The sequence below is a fragment of the Streptomyces sp. NPDC048192 genome (assembly GCF_043202415.1).
In the GTDB taxonomy this organism is placed as follows: Bacteria; Actinomycetota; Actinomycetes; order Streptomycetales; family Streptomycetaceae; genus Streptomyces.
Genome location: NZ_JBIDAL010000001.1, coordinates 113,785 through 130,827 on the forward strand (window position 1 = coordinate 113,785; position 17,043 = coordinate 130,827).

Consider the following 17,043-nt stretch of genomic DNA (forward strand, 5'->3'; position numbering starts at 1 on the left):
CCGTCCATGGCGCGCACGATGTGGGACTCCTCCGTCGGCAAGAAGACGGTGATGGCCGTCAGCGGCGTGATCATGCTGCTGTACCTGGTCGCGCACATGATCGGCAACCTGAAGATCTACTTCGGGGCGGGCGAGTTCAACCACTACGCCCACTGGCTGCGCACCGTCGGCGAACCCTTCATGCACTACGAGTGGACGCTCTGGCTCATCAGGATCGTCCTCGTCGTCGCCGTGGTCGCCCACGCCACCTCCGCCTACCAGCTCAGCCGCCGCGACATCAGGGCGCGGCCCAGCAAGTACGTGCACAGCAAGCCCCGGGCGAGCTACGCCACCCGCACCATGCGCTGGGGCGGCATCATCCTCGGCCTGTTCATCGTCTGGCACGTCCTGGACCTGACCACCGGCACCGTGCACCCGGGCCACTTCCAGGAGGGGCACCCGTACCAGAACGTCGTCGACGACTTCTCCCACTGGTACAGCAACGTCGTCTACATCGTCGCGATGCTCGCGCTCGGCCTGCACATCCGGCACGGCTTCTGGAGCGCCGCACAGACCCTCGGCGTCGGCAGCCGCGCCCGCGACCGCGCCCTGAAGACCATCGCCAACGTCCTCGCGCTGCTGCTCACGGCCGGCTTCATCGCCGTACCCGTGGGCGTCATGACCGGAGTGGTGAGCTGACATGACCGAATACCTGAACTACGCGACCGGCGAGCCGGTCACCGACTCCAAGGCCCCGTCGGGACCGATCAACGAGCGCTGGGACAAGCGCCGCTTCGAGGCCAAGCTGGTCAATCCCGCCAACCGGCGCAAGCACACGGTCATCGTCGTCGGCACCGGCCTGGCCGGCGGCTCGGCGGGCGCCACCCTGGCCGAACAGGGCTACCACGTCGTCCAGTTCTGCTACCAGGACTCCCCGCGCCGCGCCCACTCGATCGCCGCGCAGGGCGGCATCAACGCGGCGAAGAACTACCGCAACGACGGCGACTCGATCCACCGGCTGTTCTACGACACCGTCAAGGGCGGCGACTTCCGCGCCCGCGAGTCCAACGTCCACCGGCTCGCGCAGATCTCGGTGGAGATCATCGACCAGTGCGTGGCCCAGGGCGTGCCCTTCGCCCGCGAGTACGGCGGTCTGCTCGACACCCGCTCCTTCGGCGGCGTCCAGGTGTCCCGCACCTTCTACGCCCGCGGCCAGACGGGCCAGCAGCTCCTGCTCGGCGCCTACCAGGCGCTCAGCCGGCAGATCGCCGCGGGCAACGTGGAGATGCACCCGCGCACCGAGATGCTGGACCTGATCGTCGTCGACGGGCTGGCCCGCGGCATCGTGGCCCGCGACCTGGTCACCGGGAAGATCGACACGTACTTCGCGGACGCCGTCGTCCTCGCCTCCGGCGGTTACGGCAACGTGTTCTACCTGTCGACCAACGCGATGAACTCCAACGCGACCGCGATCTGGCGGGCGCACCGGCGTGGCGCGTACTTCGCCAACCCCTGCTTCACGCAGATCCACCCGACCTGCATCCCGCGCACCGGCGACCACCAGTCGAAGCTGACGCTGATGAGCGAGTCGCTGCGCAACGACGGCCGGATCTGGGTGCCCAAGGCCAAGGGCGACAACCGCCCGCCGAACGAGATCCCCGAGGACGAGCGCGACTACTACCTGGAGCGCATCTACCCCTCCTTCGGCAACCTGGTCCCGCGCGACATCGCCTCCCGCGCCGCGAAGAACGTCTGCGACGAGGGCCGCGGTGTCGGCCCCGGCGGCCAGGGCGTCTACCTGGACTTCGCCGACGCCATCCAGCGCATGGGCCGCAAGGCGGTCGAGGCCAAGTACGGCAACCTCTTCGACATGTACCAGCGGATCACCGACGAGGATCCGTACGAGGTGCCGATGCGGATCTACCCGGCCGTGCACTACACGATGGGCGGCCTGTGGGTCGACTACGACCTGCAGACCACCGTCCCCGGCCTGTTCGCGATCGGCGAGGCCAACTTCTCCGACCACGGCGCCAACCGGCTCGGCGCCTCCGCGCTGATGCAGGGCCTCGCCGACGGCTACTTCGTGCTGCCGGCCACCCTGAACGACTACCTGGCCCGCAACCCGCGCACCGAGGAGATCACCCCGGACCACCCGGTGGTCCAGGAGGTGCTGGCCGAGACCGAGGACCGGCTGAACCTGCTGCTGTCCGTCGACGGCGACCGCACCCCCGACTCCTTCCACCGTGAACTCGGCGAGCTGATGTGGGAGTTCTGCGGCATGGCCCGCACCGACTCCGGGCTGCGCAAGGCCCTGGAGCGCATCCCGCAGATCCGCGAGGAGTTCTGGCGCCGTATCAAGGTCCCCGGCACCGGCGAGGAGCTGAACCAGTCGCTGGAGAAGGCCAACCGGATCGTCGACTACCTGGAACTCGCCGAGCTGATGTGCCTCGACGCGCTGCACCGCAGCGAGTCCTGCGGCGGCCACTTCCGCGAGGAGTCCCAGACCCCGGACGGCGAGGCCGCCCGCAAGGACGACGAGTTCTCCTACGCCGCCGCCTGGGAGTTCACCGGCACCGGCGAGGCCCCCGTCCTGCACAAGGAAGACCTGGTCTTCGAGTACGTCCACCCCACCCAGCGGAGCTACGCATGAAGCTCACCCTGCGCGTCTGGCGCCAGAAGAACGCCGACGCCGAAGGCGCCATGTCCACGTACGAGGTGGACGGCATCTCGTCCGACATGTCCTTCCTGGAGATGCTGGACGTCCTCAACGAGCAGCTGATCCTCTCCGGCGAGGAACCCGTCGCCTTCGACCACGACTGCCGTGAGGGCATCTGCGGCGCCTGCTCCCTCGTGATCAACGGCGAGGCGCACGGCCCGGAGCGCACCACCACCTGCCAGCTGCACATGCGGTCCTTCGAGGACGGCGACACCATCGACATCGAGCCCTGGCGGGCCGCCGCGTTCCCGGTGATCAAGGACCTGGTCGTCGACCGGTCCGCGTTCGACCGGATCATCCAGGCCGGCGGCTACATCACCGCGCCCACCGGATCCGCCCCGGAGGCGCACGCCACGCCGGTGCCCAAGGCCGACGCCGACTACGCCTTCGAGCACGCCGAGTGCATCGGCTGCGGGGCGTGCGTGGCCGCCTGCCCCAACGGCGCGGCGATGCTGTTCACCTCCGCCAAGGTCAACCACCTCAACGTGCTCCCGCAGGGCGCGCCCGAGCGGGAGACCCGGGTGCTGGACATGGTCGCGCAGATGGACGCCGAGGGCTTCGGCGGCTGCACCCTCACCGGGGAGTGCGCCACCGCGTGCCCCAAGGGCATCCCCCTGATGTCCATCACCCACATGAACAAGGAGTGGCTGCGGGCCACCCGCAAGGCGGGCAAGCGGTAGCCCCGCCGCACAGCAGACGTTCGTCACAACCGACGGACGGGCGGGGCCGGGGATGGTGCTCACCGGCCCCGTCTCGTTTCCCGTGATCGCCGGGCCCCCGGCGTTCAACATCCCCACATCCGCTCTCCCGGCACACGTCACGCGCACGCCAACCGGCATCGGAAGAACAGGAGCGGCGGGCCGTACACGGCGCCCGTCGCCCTCGCCGAACCGGCCCGTGACCAGGAGAGAGCCATGACCGGCGTTTCCACCCTCGACCGCCCCCCGCAGCCCGCGGCACCGGTCCGCTACACCGTCACCCTCGCCCGCGACGAGGACGAGGTGCGGGCCGCGCAGCGGCTGCGGCACGACGTCTTCGCCGGTGAGATGGGGGCCCTGCTGGCCACGCCGCAGCCGGGACACGACATCGACGCCTTCGACGCCTACTGCGACCACCTGCTGGTGCGCGACACCGGCACCGGACAGGTCGTCGGCACCTACCGGCTGCTGCCGCCGGAGCGGGCCGCCGTCGCCGGCCGGCTCTACTCGGAGGGCGAGTTCGAGCTGGGGGCGCTCGATCCGATCCGGCCCGGGCTGGTCGAGGTCGGCCGCTCCTGCGTGCACCCCGACCACCGCGACGGCGCCGTCATCAGCCTGATCTGGGCCGGCATAGCCCGCTACATGGCCGACCGCGGGCACGAGTGGCTGGCGGGCTGCTGCTCGGTGCCGCTCGCCGACGGCGGCACCCTCGCGACGGCCACCTGGGAGCGGGTACGGAACAAGCACCTGGCCCCCGAGGAGTTCCGGGTGCGGCCGCTGCTGCCGTGGATCCCTGACGCCGAGGCCCCCTCGGGCCACACCGAGCCGCCCGCCCTGCTGCGCGGCTACCTGCGCCTCGGCGCCTGGGTGTGCGGGGAGCCCGCGCACGATCCCGATTTCGGGGTCGCCGACCTGTACGTGCTGCTGTCGATGCGCCGGGTCAACCCGCGCTATCTGCGGCACTTCCTCTCCCTCGTGCCGGCCTGATGAGCGTCTGGCTGCCCAGCGCGCCCTGCACCCCGGGCCGCTGCGTGGAGCCGGTCCGGGCCGCTGCGGCCGTACCCCGTGCCGTGCTGCGGCTGACGGCGGTCGCGGTCCTGGTCCTGGCCGGGATCGCGCTGTCCCCGCTCGGCGGGAGGATCCCCGCCGAGTGGGTCAGGCGGTGGTGCCGGGCGATCGTGCGGGCCGCCGGGGTCCGGGTCCGCGTCACCGGCGCCGCCGCACCGGCCGGCGGACTGCTGCTGGTCGCCAACCACGTCTCCTGGCTGGACATCCCGCTGCTGACCGCCGTACGCCCCGCCCGGATGCTCGCCAAGAGCGAGATCCGGCAGTGGCCGGTGGCGGGCCCGCTGGCCGCCCGGGGCGGCGTCCTGTTCATCGAGCGGGACCGGATCCGGGCCCTGCCCGAGACGGTCGCCCGGATCGCCGGCGCGCTGCGCGAGGGCGCGGCCGTGGCCGCGTTCCCCGAGGGCAGCACCTGGTGCGGGCGCGCCCACGGCCGCTTCCGCCGGGCCGTATTCCAGGCCGCGCTCGACGCGGGCGTGCCCGTGCAGCCGGTCGGCCTGCGCTACCGGCAGGCGGACGGCGGACCGGGCACGGCGGCGGCGTTCGTCGGCGAGGACACCCTGCTCGCCTCCCTGTGGCGGGTGGCCCGCACCCGGGGCCTGATCGCGGAGGTGGAGGTGCGGCCGCCGATCCCGCCGGGCACCCACTCCGACCGCCGGACCCTCGCCCGCGCGGCCCAGTCGGCGGCCCCGGAACCGGCCTGGACCCATGAGGTGCTGGTCACCGCCTGATGCGAAAGACGTCACCTGACAGGAAATGCGCGATATGCGTAGATATGGCGTGCAGGGGAAGTAGGAGGGCGTACATCACTACTCCCTGAGGAGCGTGCACCGATGTCCACGGGAACGCTTCTGGCGATCATCATCCCGATCGTGGTGGTGATCGCTCTGGCCGCTGTGGCGGTCTCACTGCTGATGCGACGCCGTCACCTCCGTGAGCGCTTCGGCCCGGAGTACGAACGGACGGTCGAGGGATCCGACAGCCGGCTCGCCGCCGAGCGTGAGCTCCGGGAGCGCGAGAGGCGGCACGATGCCCTGGAGATCAAACCGCTGCCCTCCGTCTCACGGGACCGCTACACGCGGGAATGGAGCAGTGTCCAGGAGGAGTTCGTCGACCGCCCGGAAGACGCGGTGCACGACGCGGACCGGCTCGTGACCTCCCTGATGCACGAGCGCGGGTATCCGACCGAGGGGTTCGAGCAGCAGATGAAGGACCTCTCGGTGGAGCACGGCGCGACGCTGGAACACTACCGGGCCGCGCACGAGGTGGAGACCCTCTCCACCCGCAGCAAGGCGACGACCGAGCAGTTGCGCGGCGCCATGGTGCACTACCGCGCCCTGTTCGACGAGTTGCTCTCCGACGGCGGCGGCCGGGCGCGACCCGCCCGGACCTGACCGCGATCAGACCCGCAGAGGAACGCCATGCAGAGAAACGAGGACGCGGACCGCCCCACCAGCGGTCTGTCCACCGAGGATCTCGCCCAGCCTGCCGACACCGGCGCGGGCGCCGAGCCGGACGAAACCTCCTCGGAAGCCCCCGTCTACCCGGGCGAGAGCACCGAGACGCAGAGCGCAGGCGGGGTGTCCGCCACCGGCGGAGCCGAAGCCGAAGCGGGGCCCTCCGGCACCGCGGAGGCGCCGGCCGCCCCGGGCGCCCCGAAGGCGGCGGACGACGAGATGCCGCAGCTGCTGACGGACGACGACGAGCGGACCTTCCGCGATCGCTGGCAGACGATCCAGAACAAGTTCGTGGACGACCCGCGTGAGGCCGTGCACGAGGCCGACACCCTCGTCGCGGACGTCATGCAGACCCTCGCCTCCACCTTCGCCCAGCACAAGAAGGACCTGGAAGGCCAGTGGGGCGAGGGCGAGAAGGTGGACACGGAGGAACTGCGCGGAGCGCTGCGGCGCTACCGTTCCTTCTTCAACCGCCTGCTCAGCACCTGAGGCATCGCCCGCCCCGGCCCACGGCACCCTGCCGCGCTCAGGGCATGACCCGGGCCAGGTAGGGTGCCGTCGCACTGCCCGCGGCCGAGGCGACCCGCTGCGGCGGACCGGCCGCCATGATCCGGCCGCCCCGGTCGCCCCCGCCGGGGCCCAGGTCGATCACCCAGTCCGCGCCGGCCACCACCGTCATGTCGTGCTCGACCACCACGACCGTGTGCCCGGCGTCGACCAGCCCGTGCAGCCGGTCCATCAGCACCTCGACGTCGGCCGGGTGCAGCCCGGTGGTCGGCTCGTCCAGCAGATAGAGGGTGTGGCCGCGCCGGCCGCGCTGCAACTCGCCCGCCAGCTTGATCCGCTGGGCCTCGCCGCCGGACAGCTCGGTCGCCGGCTGGCCGAGCCGCAGATAGCCGAGGCCCACGTCGAGCAGGGTGCCGATGCTGCGGGCGGCGGCCGGGATGTCACCGAAGAACTCCGCCGCGGCCTCCACCGTCAGATCCAGCACCTCGGCGATGCTGCGTCCCCGGTACGTCACCTCCAGCGTCCCCGGGTTGTAGCGGGCGCCGCCGCAGTCCGGGCAGGGCGCGTAGGTGCTGGGCAGGAAGAGCAGCTCCACGCTGACGAACCCCTCGCCCTGGCAGGTCTCGCAGCGCCCGCCGGCGACGTTGAAGGAGAACCGCCCGGCGCCGAAGCCGCGGGCCCGCGCCTCCTCGGTGCCGGCGAACACCTTGCGCACCACGTCGAACAGGCCGGTGTAGGTGGCCAGGTTGGAGCGCGGGGTGCGGCCGATGGGCCGCTGGTCGACCTGGACCAGCCGGTCCACGCCCGCCGGCTCCTGCGCCAGCTCTCCGATCAGCGTGGACTTCCCGGAACCGGAGACCCCGGTCACGGCGGTGAACACGCCGAGCGGGAACTCGGCCGTCACCGCCCGCAGGTTGTGCCGGGTCACCGGGCCCACCTTGAGCCAGCCGCGCGGCGCCCGCGCGTCACGCGCCGCTCCGGGCGACTCGTCGAAGAGGTACGCGGCGGTCGCCGACTCCCGCACCGACGCCAGCTCGGCCGGCGGCCCGCTGTAGAGCACGCGCCCGCCGTGCTCGCCCGCGCCGGGGCCCACGTCCACCAGCCAGTCGGCGCCGCGCACCACGTCCAGGTGGTGCTCCACCACGAACACCGAGTTGCCCGCGGCCTTCAGCCGGTCCAGCACGGTCAGCAGCGCCTCGGTGTCCGCCGGGTGCAGCCCGGCGGACGGCTCGTCCAGCACGTACACCACGCCGAACAGCCCGGACCGCAACTGCGTGGCGAGCCGCAGCCGTTGCAGCTCGCCCGCCGACAGGGTGGGGGTGGAGCGGTCGAGGCTGAGATAGCCGAGGCCCAGCTCGACCACCGGCGCGATGCGGGACTTCAGGTCCTCGGTGAGGATCCGCGCGGTCTCGTCCCGGCCGTGCAGCAGGCCGGCCAGATCGGTCAGCGGCAGTGCGGCCAGTTCGGCGATGGTCCGGCCGCCGAAGGTCACCGCCAGCGCCTCCGGCCGCAGCCGGCTGCCCCCGCACACGCGGCAGGGGGCGCTGGTGAGGAACCGCTCCGCCTTCGCCCGCAGCGACGCCGACTTGGTGTCCGAGAAGGTCTTCAGCACATAGCGGCGGGCGCTCGTGTACGTGCCCTGGTACGGGCGCTGGATCCGGCCGGCGTCGCGGACGGGGTGCACGGTGACGACCGGCTGCTCGTCCGTGAACAGGATCCACTCCCGCTGCTCGGCGGGCAGCTCGCGCCAGGGCCGGTCGACGTCGTAGCCGAGCGCGTCGAGGATGTCGCGCAGGTTCTTGCCCTGCCAGGCGCCGGGCCAGGCGGCGACGGCGCCCTCGCGGATGGACAGCGAGGGGTCCGGGACCAGCGACTCCTCGGTGGTGTCGTGCACCCGGCCCAGGCCGTGGCACTCCGGGCAGGCGCCGGCCGGGGTGTTCGGCGAGAACGCGTCCGAGTCCAGCCGCTCGGCGCCCGGCGGATACTCCCCGGCGCGGGAGAACAGCATGCGCAGGGAGTTGGAGAGATTGGTGACCGTGCCCACCGAGGAACGCGAGGTGGGGGCCGCGCGCCGCTGCTGCAGCGAGACCGCGGGCGGCAGCCCGGTGATCTCGCCGACCTTGGGCGCCCCGACCTGGTGGATCAGCCTGCGCGCGTACGGCGCGACCGACTCGAAGTACCGCCGCTGCGCCTCGGCGTAGATCGTGCCGAAGGCCAGGGACGACTTCCCCGAGCCGGACACACCGGTGAACACGGCCAGTGCGTCCCGTGGGATGTCCACGTCGACGCCCTTGAGGTTGTGCTCGCGGGCGCCGCGGACACGGACGCAGGGATCGTGCGGGCTGTGCATAGGGGGGTGACTCTACCCGCCCCCGTGCACTAGGGCTGCGGGGGGTTGTCCCGGTTCGGACGGGTGCCGAACTCGTCCCTCATCCTGTCCTGCGCGGTGTCGACCTGCGACTGGTACTTGTTCCCGGTGCGCTGGTCGACGTAGTCGCCGCCCTTGTCGATGCCCTTGTCGGCCATGCCCTCATGGCCCTTGAGCATGCCCTTGATCTTGTCCATGAAGGACATGGCAGCCCTCCTCGTCGCTTGAGGCTTCCCCTCCCAGGTTCCCCGTGCGCGGCCGTATGCGCATCTCGGGGCCGCTTCAGCGGGGCGCGAACAGCGCGGCGAGCCTCCGGAAGGAGTCCAGCAGGGCCGTCCGGTCGTAGGAGCTGGTGGTGACGAGGACCTCGTCGGCGCCGGTCTCCTTCAGCACCGTCTCCAGCTCGTGCGCCACCTGCTCGCCGGTGCCCGCGATGTGCCCGGAGAGGTGCGAGGCGTAGAGGTCGCGTTCCTTCGCGGTCATCGCCCGGGCCTCGACCGACTCGGCGGGCGCGAGCGGCGGGAAGGCGCCGTGGGTACGGGAGTACGCCATCGACCAGGCCTCCGGGACCAGCAGCCGCCGCGCCTCCTCCTCGGTGCCGGCGACCGAGACCGTGCCCGAGATCACGACGTACGGCTCGGCCGCCCACGGGGAGGGGCGGAACAGCGAGCGGTACTGCTCGATGCCGCGCAGCATCCGCTCGCGGGCGCGCAGGTCGCCGATCACCATCGGCAGCCCGGCGCGCGCCGCGATCGCCGCGCCCTCGCCCATGGCCAGCACGAACGGCGGCACCCGCAGGCCTTCGGAGGGGCGGGCGTGCACCCCGGCCGGCGAGCCGCCCTCGAACCAGGCCAGCAGCTCGCCCAGCTGCGACGCGAAGTCCCCGGCGGCCTCCTTGTCCCGGCCGAGGGCCTTGCGCACTCCGTCGGTGAAGCCGACGGACCGCCCGAGCCCCATGTCGATCCGGCCGGGGAACAGCGACTCCAGGACGCCGAACTGCTCGGCGACGACGAGTGGTTGGTGGTTGGGCAGCATGACCCCGCCGGTGCCGACCCGGATCGTGCGGGTGGCCGAGGCGACGGCAGCGGCCAGCACGGTCGGCGCGGAGCCGGCGACGCCGGGCACCCCGTGGTGCTCGGAGACCCAGAACCGGTGGTAGCCGAGCGCCTCCGCCTGCCGCGCCAGCGCGACGGTGTCCCGCAGCGCCTCGCCGGGCGGACGCCCCTGCCGGGTGCGGGAGCGGTCGAGGACGGAGAACCGGGTCCGGGTGATCGGTGTGCTGCTCACACACGGTTCAACGCCCCCGCTTGCCGGGGATTCCCCGGGTGCGCGTCCCGTGCCTGGTTAGGGTGGGCCCGTGACCGACAGCACCCGGCGTCCGCTCGCCGTGTTCGACCTCGACAACACCCTGGCCGACACCGCCCACCGCCAGCACTTCCTGGAGACGAGGCCGAAGAACTGGGCCGCCTTCTTCGCGGCGGCGCCCGCCGACCCGCCCCTCGCCGAGGGCGTCGCGCTGGCCCTGGACAGTGCCCGGGAGTGCGAGGTGGTGTATCTCACCGGCCGCCCCGAACGGTGCCGGCGCGACACGCTGGACTGGCTCGCGGCCCACGGGCTGCCCGAGGGCCGGGTGCACATGCGCGGCGACGCCGACCGCAGGCCCGCCCGGTTCACGAAGCTGGAGATCCTGCGCCGGCTCGCCCAGACCCGCGAGATCCGTGTCCTGGTGGACGACGACGAACTGGTCTGCGACGACGCCGAGCGCGCCGGGTTCACCGTCGTACGGGCCCGCTGGGCGGCCAGGTCCGAGGCGCTTCAGGACGCCCAGGAGCGGGAGGGCCGCACCTGACGGCACGGGTCAGGTCTGGTCCTCGATGCGGAAGCCCACCTTCAGCCCCACCTGGTAGTGCTCGATCCGCCCGTTCTCGATCTGCCCGCGGACCTCCGTCACCACGAACCAGTCGAGGTTGCGCAGGGTCTGGTCGGCGCGCGCGATGCCGTTGCGGATGGCCTGGTCGATGCCCTCGTGCGACGTGCCGACGATCTCGGTGACCCGGTAGGTGTGGTTCGTCATGAGGGTGCTCCTCTCATGTCACGCCGTACTCCACCGTGCCCCATCCCCGCTCCGCGCGCACGGTGTCCCCCTTGACCCCTCGCATTGGTCCATACCAAAATCCAGCACACCCGTACGAGCGACGCCGCTCGTCCCCCACGCCGGGCCCCCCACGCCTGTCCGCACTCGCCTGCCAGACAGAACAAGGACGGACCCCTCGTGAGACCTCGTCTGATCGCCCTGGTGTGTGTCGCCTGTTCCCTCCTGAGCGCCTGCGGAGTGCTCCCCGGCGGGCACGAGCGCAAGACCGTGACCGTGTGGCTCATGAAGGACAGCGCCTCCGCGGACTTCCTCAGGCGCTTCACGGCCGACTTCGAACGCACCCACAAGGACCTGCGCCTGGACATCCGCATCCAGCAGTGGACCGGCATCGTCGACAAGGTCCAGGCGGTGCTCAAGGGCCACTCCGGCCGCGTGCCCGACGTCATCGAGGTCGGCAACACCCAGGTGCCGCTGTACGCCGACGGCGGCAGACTCGCCGACCTCACCCTGGAGTCGATGCGCGACTGGGGCAAGGACCAGTGGCTGCCCGCCCTCGCCGACCCCGGCAGGGACACCGACGGGCAGTACGGCATCCCCTGGTACGCGGCCAACCGCGTCGTCATCTACCGGAAGGACCTGTTCGAGCGGGCCGGCATCACCCGCCCGCCGCGGACCCGCGCGGAGTGGCTCGCCGACACCGAGAAGCTGAACTCGGGCGGCGACCAGGGCATCTACCTCGCCGGCCAGGACTGGTACACGCTCTCGGGGTTCATCTGGGACGAGGGCGGCGACCTCGCGCGGCGCGAGGACTACCGGTGGCGGGGCGCCCTCGACAGCCCGGCCGCGCTGCGCGGCATGGACTTCTACCGGCGGCTGCAGGCGCTGGGCCGGGGTCCGGTCGGCGCCGACGAGGAACACCCGCCCCAGGCCGGGGTGTTCGCGGCCGGCAAGGTGGCCCAGATCATCGCCGTGCCCGGGCTCGCCCAGACGATCGTGCGGCAGAACCCGGACCTGAAGGGCAGGCTCGGCTTCTTCCCGGTGCCGGGCAAGACCGCCGCACGGCCCGGCACCGTGTTCACCGGCGGCTCCGACCTCGTCGTCCCGGCCGCCACCAAGGACCAGTTCGCCGCGACCGCCGTCGTCGGAGCCCTCGTCGGCGCCAAGTGGGACACCGAACTCGCCCGCACCATGAACTGCGTGCCCAACAAGACGACGCTGGCGGGCGCGGTCGCCGGTGCGGAGGGGGTCGCCGCCATGGCCGCGGGCGCGGCCCACGGCCGGGCGACCCCCAGCACCCCTCAGTGGGCGGACGTCGAGGCCGACAACCCGATCAAGGAGTACATGACCCGGGTGCTGACCGGCGCGGACCCCGCGACCGAGGCCCGCCGGGCCTCGGCGCAGATCACCCGGGAACTCGCGCCGGACGTCTGAGCCGGCGTCCGGATCAGCGCACCACGCTCAGCGACAGCGCGAAGCGCCCCTGCGCGTCCGTCCACCAGTGGGTCAGCTCCAGTCCGGCGGCGGCCAGCTCCGCGGAGACGCCCTCCCTGCGGAACTTCGCCGACACCTCGGTGCGCAGCTCCTCGCCGGCGGCGAAGTCCACGGCCAGGTCCAGCGCGGGCACCTTCACGGTCTGCGCGGTGCGCGAGCGCAGCCGCATCTCGATCCACTCGCGCTCGGCGTCCCAGAGGGCCACATGGTCGAAGGCGTCCGGATCGAAGTCGGCGCCCAGCTCCCGGTCGACCACGGCCAGCACGTTCTTGTTGAACGCGGCCGTCACCCCCGCCGCGTCGTCGTACGCCCTCACCAGCACCCGCTCGTCCTTGACCAGGTCCGTGCCCAGCAGCAGGCCGTCGCCGGGCGCGAGCAGCGAGCGCACGGAGGCGAGGAAGCGGGCGCGTTCGCCGGGCAGCAGGTTGCCGATCGTGCCGCCGAGGAAGGCCAGCAGCCGGGGGCCCGGCGTGGCGGGCAGGGTGAGCGGGGCGGTGAAGTCGGCGATCAGCGCGTGCACGTCGAGGTCCGGTCGGTCCTCGACGAGCGCCTGCCCGGCCTGGACCAGCGCGCTCTCGCTGACGTCGACCGGGACATAGGCCTCGGGGGCGAGCGCGTCGAGCAGGAAGCGGGTCTTCTCCGAGGAGCCGGAGCCGAGTTCGATCAGCGTGCGGGCGCCGCTCGCCGCGGCGATCTCGCCGGACCGTCCGGCGAGGATCTCGCGTTCGGCGCGGGTGGGGTAGTACTCGGGCAGTTCGGTGATCTGCTCGAACAGTTCGCTGCCGCGGGCGTCGTAGAACCACTTGGGCGGCAGCCACTTGGGCTGGACGGTGAGGCCGGCCAGGACGTCGGCGCGCAGCGCGGCGTCCGTCGCGTCCTCGGGGAGTGTGCGGGTGACGTGCAAGGGGCTCACGTACAGGGCTCCTTCGATGCTGGGGGTGCGCCCGCTCGGGCGGAGTCGGCAGTGGGGGAGGACGCCGGGTCCTGAAGCGGTGCGAGCAGCACGCCGGCGCGGCTCGCGGTGAGCACGGTGCGGTCGGGGACCTCCTGCCAGAGCGGGTCGTCGTCGTGGGGCTCGGAGGCGACGACCGTGCTCAGGCCGGGCTCCGTGCGATACCAGAGGGTGTCGCCCCAGGCGGTGGCGGCGATCGTCGCGCCGTCCGTCAGCAGCAGGTTGAGCCGCGAGGCCGGGGCGGCCCCGGCCAGTTGGCGGACCGTTTCGCCGAGGGCTTCCCCGGGTGCGTCGCCGCAGCGCAGCCGGTGCAGCACCAGCGCCCAGACGAACGCCGAGTCGGTACGCGCCTGCAGCGATAGCAGGTCGACCGGTGGCAGCAGGGGCACGAGCGGGGCGACCGAGTCGGGCCAGCCCGCCAGGGCGCCGTTGTGGCTGAACAGCCACCGGCCCGAGGCGAAGGGCGCCGCGGCGGCCTCGGCGTCCGCGCCCGCGAGCGTCGCGTCCCGCACGGCGGCCAGCACGGCGCCGGAGCGCACCACCCGGGCCAGGTCGGCGAAGGACAGGTCGGCCCAGATCGGCCCCGCCCGCCGATAGCGGGCCGGCACCGGGTCGTCAGCGGCGTACCAGCCGACCCCGAACCCGTCGGCGTTGACGGTGCCGTACCGCTGCCGCCTGGGCGCCCACGACTGGCGCAGCAGACTGTGCTCGGGCTCGGCCAGGATCCGGCCGAGCGGCACCGCAGGCCCCAGATAGGCCAGATGACGGCACATCAGACGGCCTCCGAGCGGGCGGTGCGGAACCCGGAGAAGATCTGCCGCCGGACCGGGTAGTCCCAGTTGCGGAACGTGCCCCGGCAGGCCACCGGGTCCACGGCGAACGAACCGCCGCGCAGCACCTTGTACTCGGGTCCGAAGAACACCTCGGAGTACTCCTTGTACGGGAACGCCCGGAAACCGGGGTACGGCAGGAAGTCGCTCGCCGTCCACTCCCACACGTCCCCGATCAACTGCCGCACGCCGAGCGGGGACTGGCCCGCGGGGTAGCTGCCGGCGGGCGCGGGCCTGAGGTGCCGCTGGCCAAGGTTGGCGTGCTCCGGCGCCGGGTCGGCGTCGCCCCACGGGTAGCGCATGGAGCGGCCGGTGGCCGGGTCGTGCCGGGCGGCCTTCTCCCACTCCGCCTCGGTGGGCAGCCGGCGCCCGGCCCAGCGGGCGTAGGCGTCGGCCTCGTACCAGCACACGTGCAGCACCGGCTCGTCGGGCGGGACCGCTTCGGTGATCCCGAAGCGGCGCCGCAGCCAGCGGTCGCCGTCCCGCCGCCAGAACAGCGGCGCGCTGATCCCGTGCTGCTTGACGTGCGCCCAGCCCTCCGGCGTCCACCAGCGCTCGGTGTCGTAGCCGCCGTCCTCGATGAACGCCTGGTACGCCGCGTTCGTCACCGGAGTGGTGTCGATCCAGAACGGGGCCACCTCCCGGGCGTGCGCCGGGCGTTCGTTGTCCAGCGCCCACGGCTCGGTGGCGGTTCCCATGGTGAACGGGCCCCCGGGCACGAGGATTTCGGCGGGACCGGTGAACAGCGGGGCGGGATCCGGGTCCGGCGCGGTCAGGGCCTGCGGCCCCTTGCGGAGCTGATGGGTGATCAGCATGGTCTCGTCGTGCTGCTGTTCGTGCTGGGCGATCATCCCGAACGCGAATCCGGCCTCGGTCAGCCGGGTGCCGTGGAAGTCCGCGCCCGCCAGCAGGTCCATGACCCGGCCGCGCACCTCGGCGGCGTAGTGCCGGGCCTCGCCGGGCGGCAGCAGCGGCAGCGAGGGCCGCTCGGCGCGCGGGTGCTCGAACGCGTCGTACAGGCTGTCGATCTCGGGCCGCATGGGGTCACGGCCGCCGACCGTCCGCAGCAGCCACAGCTCCTCCTGGTTGCCGATGTGCGCGAGGTCCCACACCAGCGGGGACATCAGCGGCGAGTGCTGGGCGGTCAGATCGGGTTCCTCGACGCAGGTGGTCAGCAGCGTGGTGCGGTCGCGGGCGGCGGTCAAGGAGGCCAGCACCCGTTCGCGCAGCGTCTCGCCGTCCGTCTCGGTCGTCGCGGTGTCGGTGTCGGGGCCGGTCATGTGCGGATGTCCTTCCTCCCGTGGGCGGTACGGCCGGGCCGGTGCGCGGGTGTCCTCCGGCCGGCCGTCCCGTCGAGCAGATCGTCGGCCGGGCAGCGGCCCCGCGCGACATAGCGGTCCCGGTACCCGGCCACCGCGCCGATCACCTCGGCGGTGGCGCCGAGCCGGGGCAGGGCGTCCAGCGCCGCCGCGAAGCACACGGCGGCCGCCTCACGCAGCTCCGGGTCGGCCGGCCCGAGCCGGGCCGCGTCGCTCCACAGCGGGTTGTGCGGGGCGGGCAGGTTCAGGGCCCGCTCCGCCAGGCGCTTCACGCTCCGGTACGCCGTCTCCGCGGCCGCCGGGTCGTCGAACAGCGCCGCCGTCACCGCGAGCGGCACGATCCAGCCGTCCTCGCCGGGCTGCGCGTCGATCATCCGCAGCTCCAGATGGCCGCGCGGCCGGACCGGTGGGAACAGGGTGGTCAGGTGGTACTCCAGGTCCGCCCGGGTGGGCGGCCGGGGCGAGCGGGACCGGGTCCACTCCCGGAAGGTGAGCCCCTCGGGCACCTCCCACGGCCCGCTGTCCTGCCGTACGCACATCACCGGCGAGTCCAGCACGTGACGCGCCCAGGCGGCCCGCGGGTCGCCGTCCAGCGGGGGAGCGCCCGCGCGCCCGGCACCGATCTCCATCCACATCAGCTGGCGGGTGGACATCCAGCCCGTGGGCTCGTGGCCCAGCAGCGGGGAGTTGGCGAACGCGGCCACCAGCACCGCCCCCAGCTGATGGGCCAGCCACCAGCGGCGCCGGTGCCCGAGCGGGCCCGGCTCCTCGTGGCCGGCGTCCACGCACACCTGCACGGACGCCGAGGCGCACATCATGTGCCGGCCCGCGGGACCGGTGCGGTCCAGACAGGTCTCCATGGCGTCGTAGCGGGGCTCGCGCAGGAACCTGCGCGGGGTGTGCCAGGGGTCGTGGCCGATGCCGACCAGACCGAGCCCGTGCTCCGCGAGGACGGCGCGTACGGCGTCCAGGTCGGCGGAGACGGTGGCGACGCACTCCATCAGGGAGGCGGCGGGCGGCGAGCTGAGCTCCAGCTGGCCACCGGGTTCCACGGTGAGCGGCGAGCGCAGGGGCACCGCCCGCAGCGCCGCGTAGACCGCTGCGAGTCGTTCGGGTGTCACGGGGAGCTGCGGCATCCGCAGCTCGTGGACCAGCCACTCCAGTTCGACACCGAGCGTGCGCGGCGGTCCTGTCTTGAAGCAGATGCCTCTGACCAGGGCCTCCACCTCGGCCTCGGTGACGGCGGTCCGGTGGGGCGTACAGTCGCCACCGTCACTCTGTGAATCGGACATGTCGGGATCCTCCTGAGATTCCACCATGTCACCGGCCCGGATCGGACATGGGGCCGGGCAGGCACGCGTTCCACCCAAGACCCTCGAGCCGCTCGGCACAAGGGTGCCCCTCCGGACGTTCCGGTTCGGTCATCTCCGTTTCCGTGCGCGTTCTCCGGACCGTTCCGGGCCGGGAAACTCCGTTGCACCGCATCACCAGCATCACTCAGGATGCGTGCATGAGCACGACGGGGGAGATCGCGCGGGCCGCGCTCATGGCGCCCACGGGGGTGGC

At 72.7% G+C, this 17,043-nt stretch carries 17 protein-coding genes; 9 read left to right on the top strand and 8 right to left on the bottom strand.

The window, feature by feature from the left end; all coding sequences use genetic code 11:
- Positions 1 to 6: 6 nt before the first annotated feature.
- The 7 genes from ACGFZN_RS00470 (at position 7) to ACGFZN_RS00500 (ending at position 6,404) form a co-directional block, all read left to right on the top strand.
- Entirely contained in the window at positions 7 to 678 is a 672-nt protein-coding gene (locus tag ACGFZN_RS00470) for a succinate dehydrogenase (RefSeq protein ID WP_393856653.1), read from the top strand.
- 1 nt (position 679) lies between these two features.
- Positions 680 to 2,629 (top strand): fumarate reductase/succinate dehydrogenase flavoprotein subunit, encoded by a 1,950-nt coding sequence (locus ACGFZN_RS00475; RefSeq protein WP_393856226.1) that lies wholly within the window; start codon positions 680 to 682, stop codon positions 2,627 to 2,629.
- Positions 2,626 to 3,375, top strand: a complete 750-nt coding sequence (locus tag ACGFZN_RS00480) for a succinate dehydrogenase/fumarate reductase iron-sulfur subunit (RefSeq protein ID WP_393856227.1) — start codon at positions 2,626 to 2,628, stop codon at positions 3,373 to 3,375. Before ACGFZN_RS00475 ends, ACGFZN_RS00480 begins: the two co-directional genes overlap by 4 nt.
- Positions 3,376 to 3,609: 234 nt before the next feature.
- A complete protein-coding gene (locus ACGFZN_RS00485) occupies positions 3,610 to 4,380 on the top strand; it encodes a GNAT family N-acetyltransferase (RefSeq protein WP_393856228.1) in 771 nt (256 codons plus the stop codon).
- The gene (locus tag ACGFZN_RS00490; protein ID WP_393856229.1) at positions 4,380 to 5,189 is read left to right on the top strand and encodes a lysophospholipid acyltransferase family protein; all 810 of its coding nucleotides are present in this window, start codon (positions 4,380 to 4,382) and stop codon (positions 5,187 to 5,189) included. The genes ACGFZN_RS00485 and ACGFZN_RS00490 overlap by 1 nt, the downstream gene beginning before the upstream one ends.
- 102 nt (positions 5,190 to 5,291) lie before the next feature.
- On the top strand, positions 5,292 to 5,852 hold the full coding sequence (locus tag ACGFZN_RS00495) for a hypothetical protein (protein ID WP_393856230.1): 561 nt from the start codon (positions 5,292 to 5,294) through the stop codon (positions 5,850 to 5,852).
- A gap of 27 nt (positions 5,853 to 5,879) precedes the next feature.
- On the top strand, positions 5,880 to 6,404 hold the full coding sequence (locus ACGFZN_RS00500) for a hypothetical protein (RefSeq protein ID WP_393856231.1): 525 nt from the start codon (positions 5,880 to 5,882) through the stop codon (positions 6,402 to 6,404).
- Between the two features lie 37 nt (positions 6,405 to 6,441).
- On the opposite strand, the gene ACGFZN_RS00505 is transcribed toward ACGFZN_RS00500, so the two are convergent.
- The 3 genes from ACGFZN_RS00505 to ACGFZN_RS00515 all read right to left on the bottom strand — a co-directional run bounded on the left by ACGFZN_RS00505 (position 6,442) and on the right by ACGFZN_RS00515 (position 10,077).
- Positions 6,442 to 8,772 (bottom strand): ATP-binding cassette domain-containing protein, encoded by a 2,331-nt coding sequence (locus ACGFZN_RS00505; protein ID WP_393856232.1) that lies wholly within the window; start codon positions 8,770 to 8,772, stop codon positions 6,442 to 6,444.
- A gap of 29 nt (positions 8,773 to 8,801) precedes the next feature.
- On the bottom strand, positions 8,802 to 8,996 hold the full coding sequence (locus ACGFZN_RS00510; protein WP_393856233.1) for an antitoxin: 195 nt from the start codon (positions 8,994 to 8,996) through the stop codon (positions 8,802 to 8,804).
- A 76-nt stretch (positions 8,997 to 9,072) separates the two neighbouring features.
- Positions 9,073 to 10,077, bottom strand: coding sequence for an LLM class flavin-dependent oxidoreductase (locus ACGFZN_RS00515; protein WP_393856234.1), 1,005 nt, complete (start codon positions 10,075 to 10,077; stop codon positions 9,073 to 9,075).
- A 70-nt stretch (positions 10,078 to 10,147) separates the two neighbouring features.
- On the opposite strand from ACGFZN_RS00515, the gene ACGFZN_RS00520 reads away from it, so the two are divergent.
- On the top strand, positions 10,148 to 10,639 hold the full coding sequence (locus tag ACGFZN_RS00520) for a hypothetical protein (protein ID WP_393856235.1): 492 nt from the start codon (positions 10,148 to 10,150) through the stop codon (positions 10,637 to 10,639).
- A 9-nt stretch (positions 10,640 to 10,648) separates the two neighbouring features.
- Here the strand turns inward: ACGFZN_RS00520 and ACGFZN_RS00525 are convergent, their stop codons facing one another.
- Positions 10,649 to 10,864 carry a dodecin gene (locus ACGFZN_RS00525; RefSeq protein ID WP_393856236.1) on the bottom strand — a complete coding sequence of 72 codons (216 nt, stop codon included), beginning with the start codon at positions 10,862 to 10,864 and terminating at the stop codon, positions 10,649 to 10,651.
- Between the two features lie 198 nt (positions 10,865 to 11,062).
- On the opposite strand from ACGFZN_RS00525, the gene ACGFZN_RS00530 reads away from it, so the two are divergent.
- On the top strand, positions 11,063 to 12,316 hold the full coding sequence (locus ACGFZN_RS00530) for an extracellular solute-binding protein (RefSeq protein ID WP_393856237.1): 1,254 nt from the start codon (positions 11,063 to 11,065) through the stop codon (positions 12,314 to 12,316).
- 13 nt (positions 12,317 to 12,329) lie between these two features.
- Here ACGFZN_RS00530 and egtD read toward each other — a convergent pair whose 3' ends face one another.
- The 4 genes from egtD to egtA are packed head-to-tail and all read right to left on the bottom strand — an operon-like array spanning position 12,330 to position 16,769.
- On the bottom strand, positions 12,330 to 13,289 hold the full coding sequence (gene egtD, locus ACGFZN_RS00535; RefSeq protein ID WP_393856238.1) for an L-histidine N(alpha)-methyltransferase: 960 nt from the start codon (positions 13,287 to 13,289) through the stop codon (positions 12,330 to 12,332).
- Complete coding sequence (gene egtC / locus ACGFZN_RS00540) at positions 13,286 to 14,101, bottom strand: ergothioneine biosynthesis protein EgtC (protein WP_393856239.1); 816 nt, start codon at positions 14,099 to 14,101, stop codon at positions 13,286 to 13,288. Before egtC ends, egtD begins: the two co-directional genes overlap by 4 nt.
- On the bottom strand, positions 14,101 to 15,438 hold the full coding sequence (egtB, locus tag ACGFZN_RS00545) for an ergothioneine biosynthesis protein EgtB (protein WP_393856240.1): 1,338 nt from the start codon (positions 15,436 to 15,438) through the stop codon (positions 14,101 to 14,103). Before egtB ends, egtC begins: the two co-directional genes overlap by 1 nt.
- On the bottom strand, positions 15,435 to 16,769 hold the full coding sequence (egtA, locus tag ACGFZN_RS00550; protein WP_393856241.1) for an ergothioneine biosynthesis glutamate--cysteine ligase EgtA: 1,335 nt from the start codon (positions 16,767 to 16,769) through the stop codon (positions 15,435 to 15,437). The genes egtB and egtA overlap by 4 nt, the downstream gene beginning before the upstream one ends.
- Positions 16,770 to 17,043 lie beyond the last annotated feature (274 nt).

Excerpts from the sequence above, each read along its gene's own strand:
- egtA (WP_393856241.1), bottom strand. The coding sequence starts at position 16,769 with ATGTCCGATTCACAGAGTGACGGTGGCGACTGTACGCCCCACCGGACC.
- egtB (WP_393856240.1), bottom strand. The coding sequence starts at position 15,438 with ATGACCGGCCCCGACACCGACACCGCGACGACCGAGACGGACGGCGAG.
- ACGFZN_RS00505 (WP_393856232.1), bottom strand. The coding sequence starts at position 8,772 with ATGCACAGCCCGCACGATCCCTGCGTCCGTGTCCGCGGCGCCCGCGAG.
- ACGFZN_RS00495 (WP_393856230.1), top strand. The coding sequence starts at position 5,292 with ATGTCCACGGGAACGCTTCTGGCGATCATCATCCCGATCGTGGTGGTG.
- ACGFZN_RS00525 (WP_393856236.1), bottom strand. The coding sequence starts at position 10,864 with ATGACGAACCACACCTACCGGGTCACCGAGATCGTCGGCACGTCGCAC.
- ACGFZN_RS00485 (WP_393856228.1), top strand. The coding sequence starts at position 3,610 with ATGACCGGCGTTTCCACCCTCGACCGCCCCCCGCAGCCCGCGGCACCG.
- ACGFZN_RS00500 (WP_393856231.1), top strand. The coding sequence starts at position 5,880 with ATGCAGAGAAACGAGGACGCGGACCGCCCCACCAGCGGTCTGTCCACC.
- egtC (WP_393856239.1), bottom strand. The coding sequence starts at position 14,101 with ATGTGCCGTCATCTGGCCTATCTGGGGCCTGCGGTGCCGCTCGGCCGG.
- ACGFZN_RS00480 (WP_393856227.1), top strand. The coding sequence starts at position 2,626 with ATGAAGCTCACCCTGCGCGTCTGGCGCCAGAAGAACGCCGACGCCGAA.
- ACGFZN_RS00510 (WP_393856233.1), bottom strand. The coding sequence starts at position 8,996 with ATGTCCTTCATGGACAAGATCAAGGGCATGCTCAAGGGCCATGAGGGC.
- ACGFZN_RS00475 (WP_393856226.1), top strand. The coding sequence starts at position 680 with ATGACCGAATACCTGAACTACGCGACCGGCGAGCCGGTCACCGACTCC.
- ACGFZN_RS00490 (WP_393856229.1), top strand. The coding sequence starts at position 4,380 with ATGAGCGTCTGGCTGCCCAGCGCGCCCTGCACCCCGGGCCGCTGCGTG.
- ACGFZN_RS00470 (WP_393856653.1), top strand. The coding sequence starts at position 7 with ATGGCGCGCACGATGTGGGACTCCTCCGTCGGCAAGAAGACGGTGATG.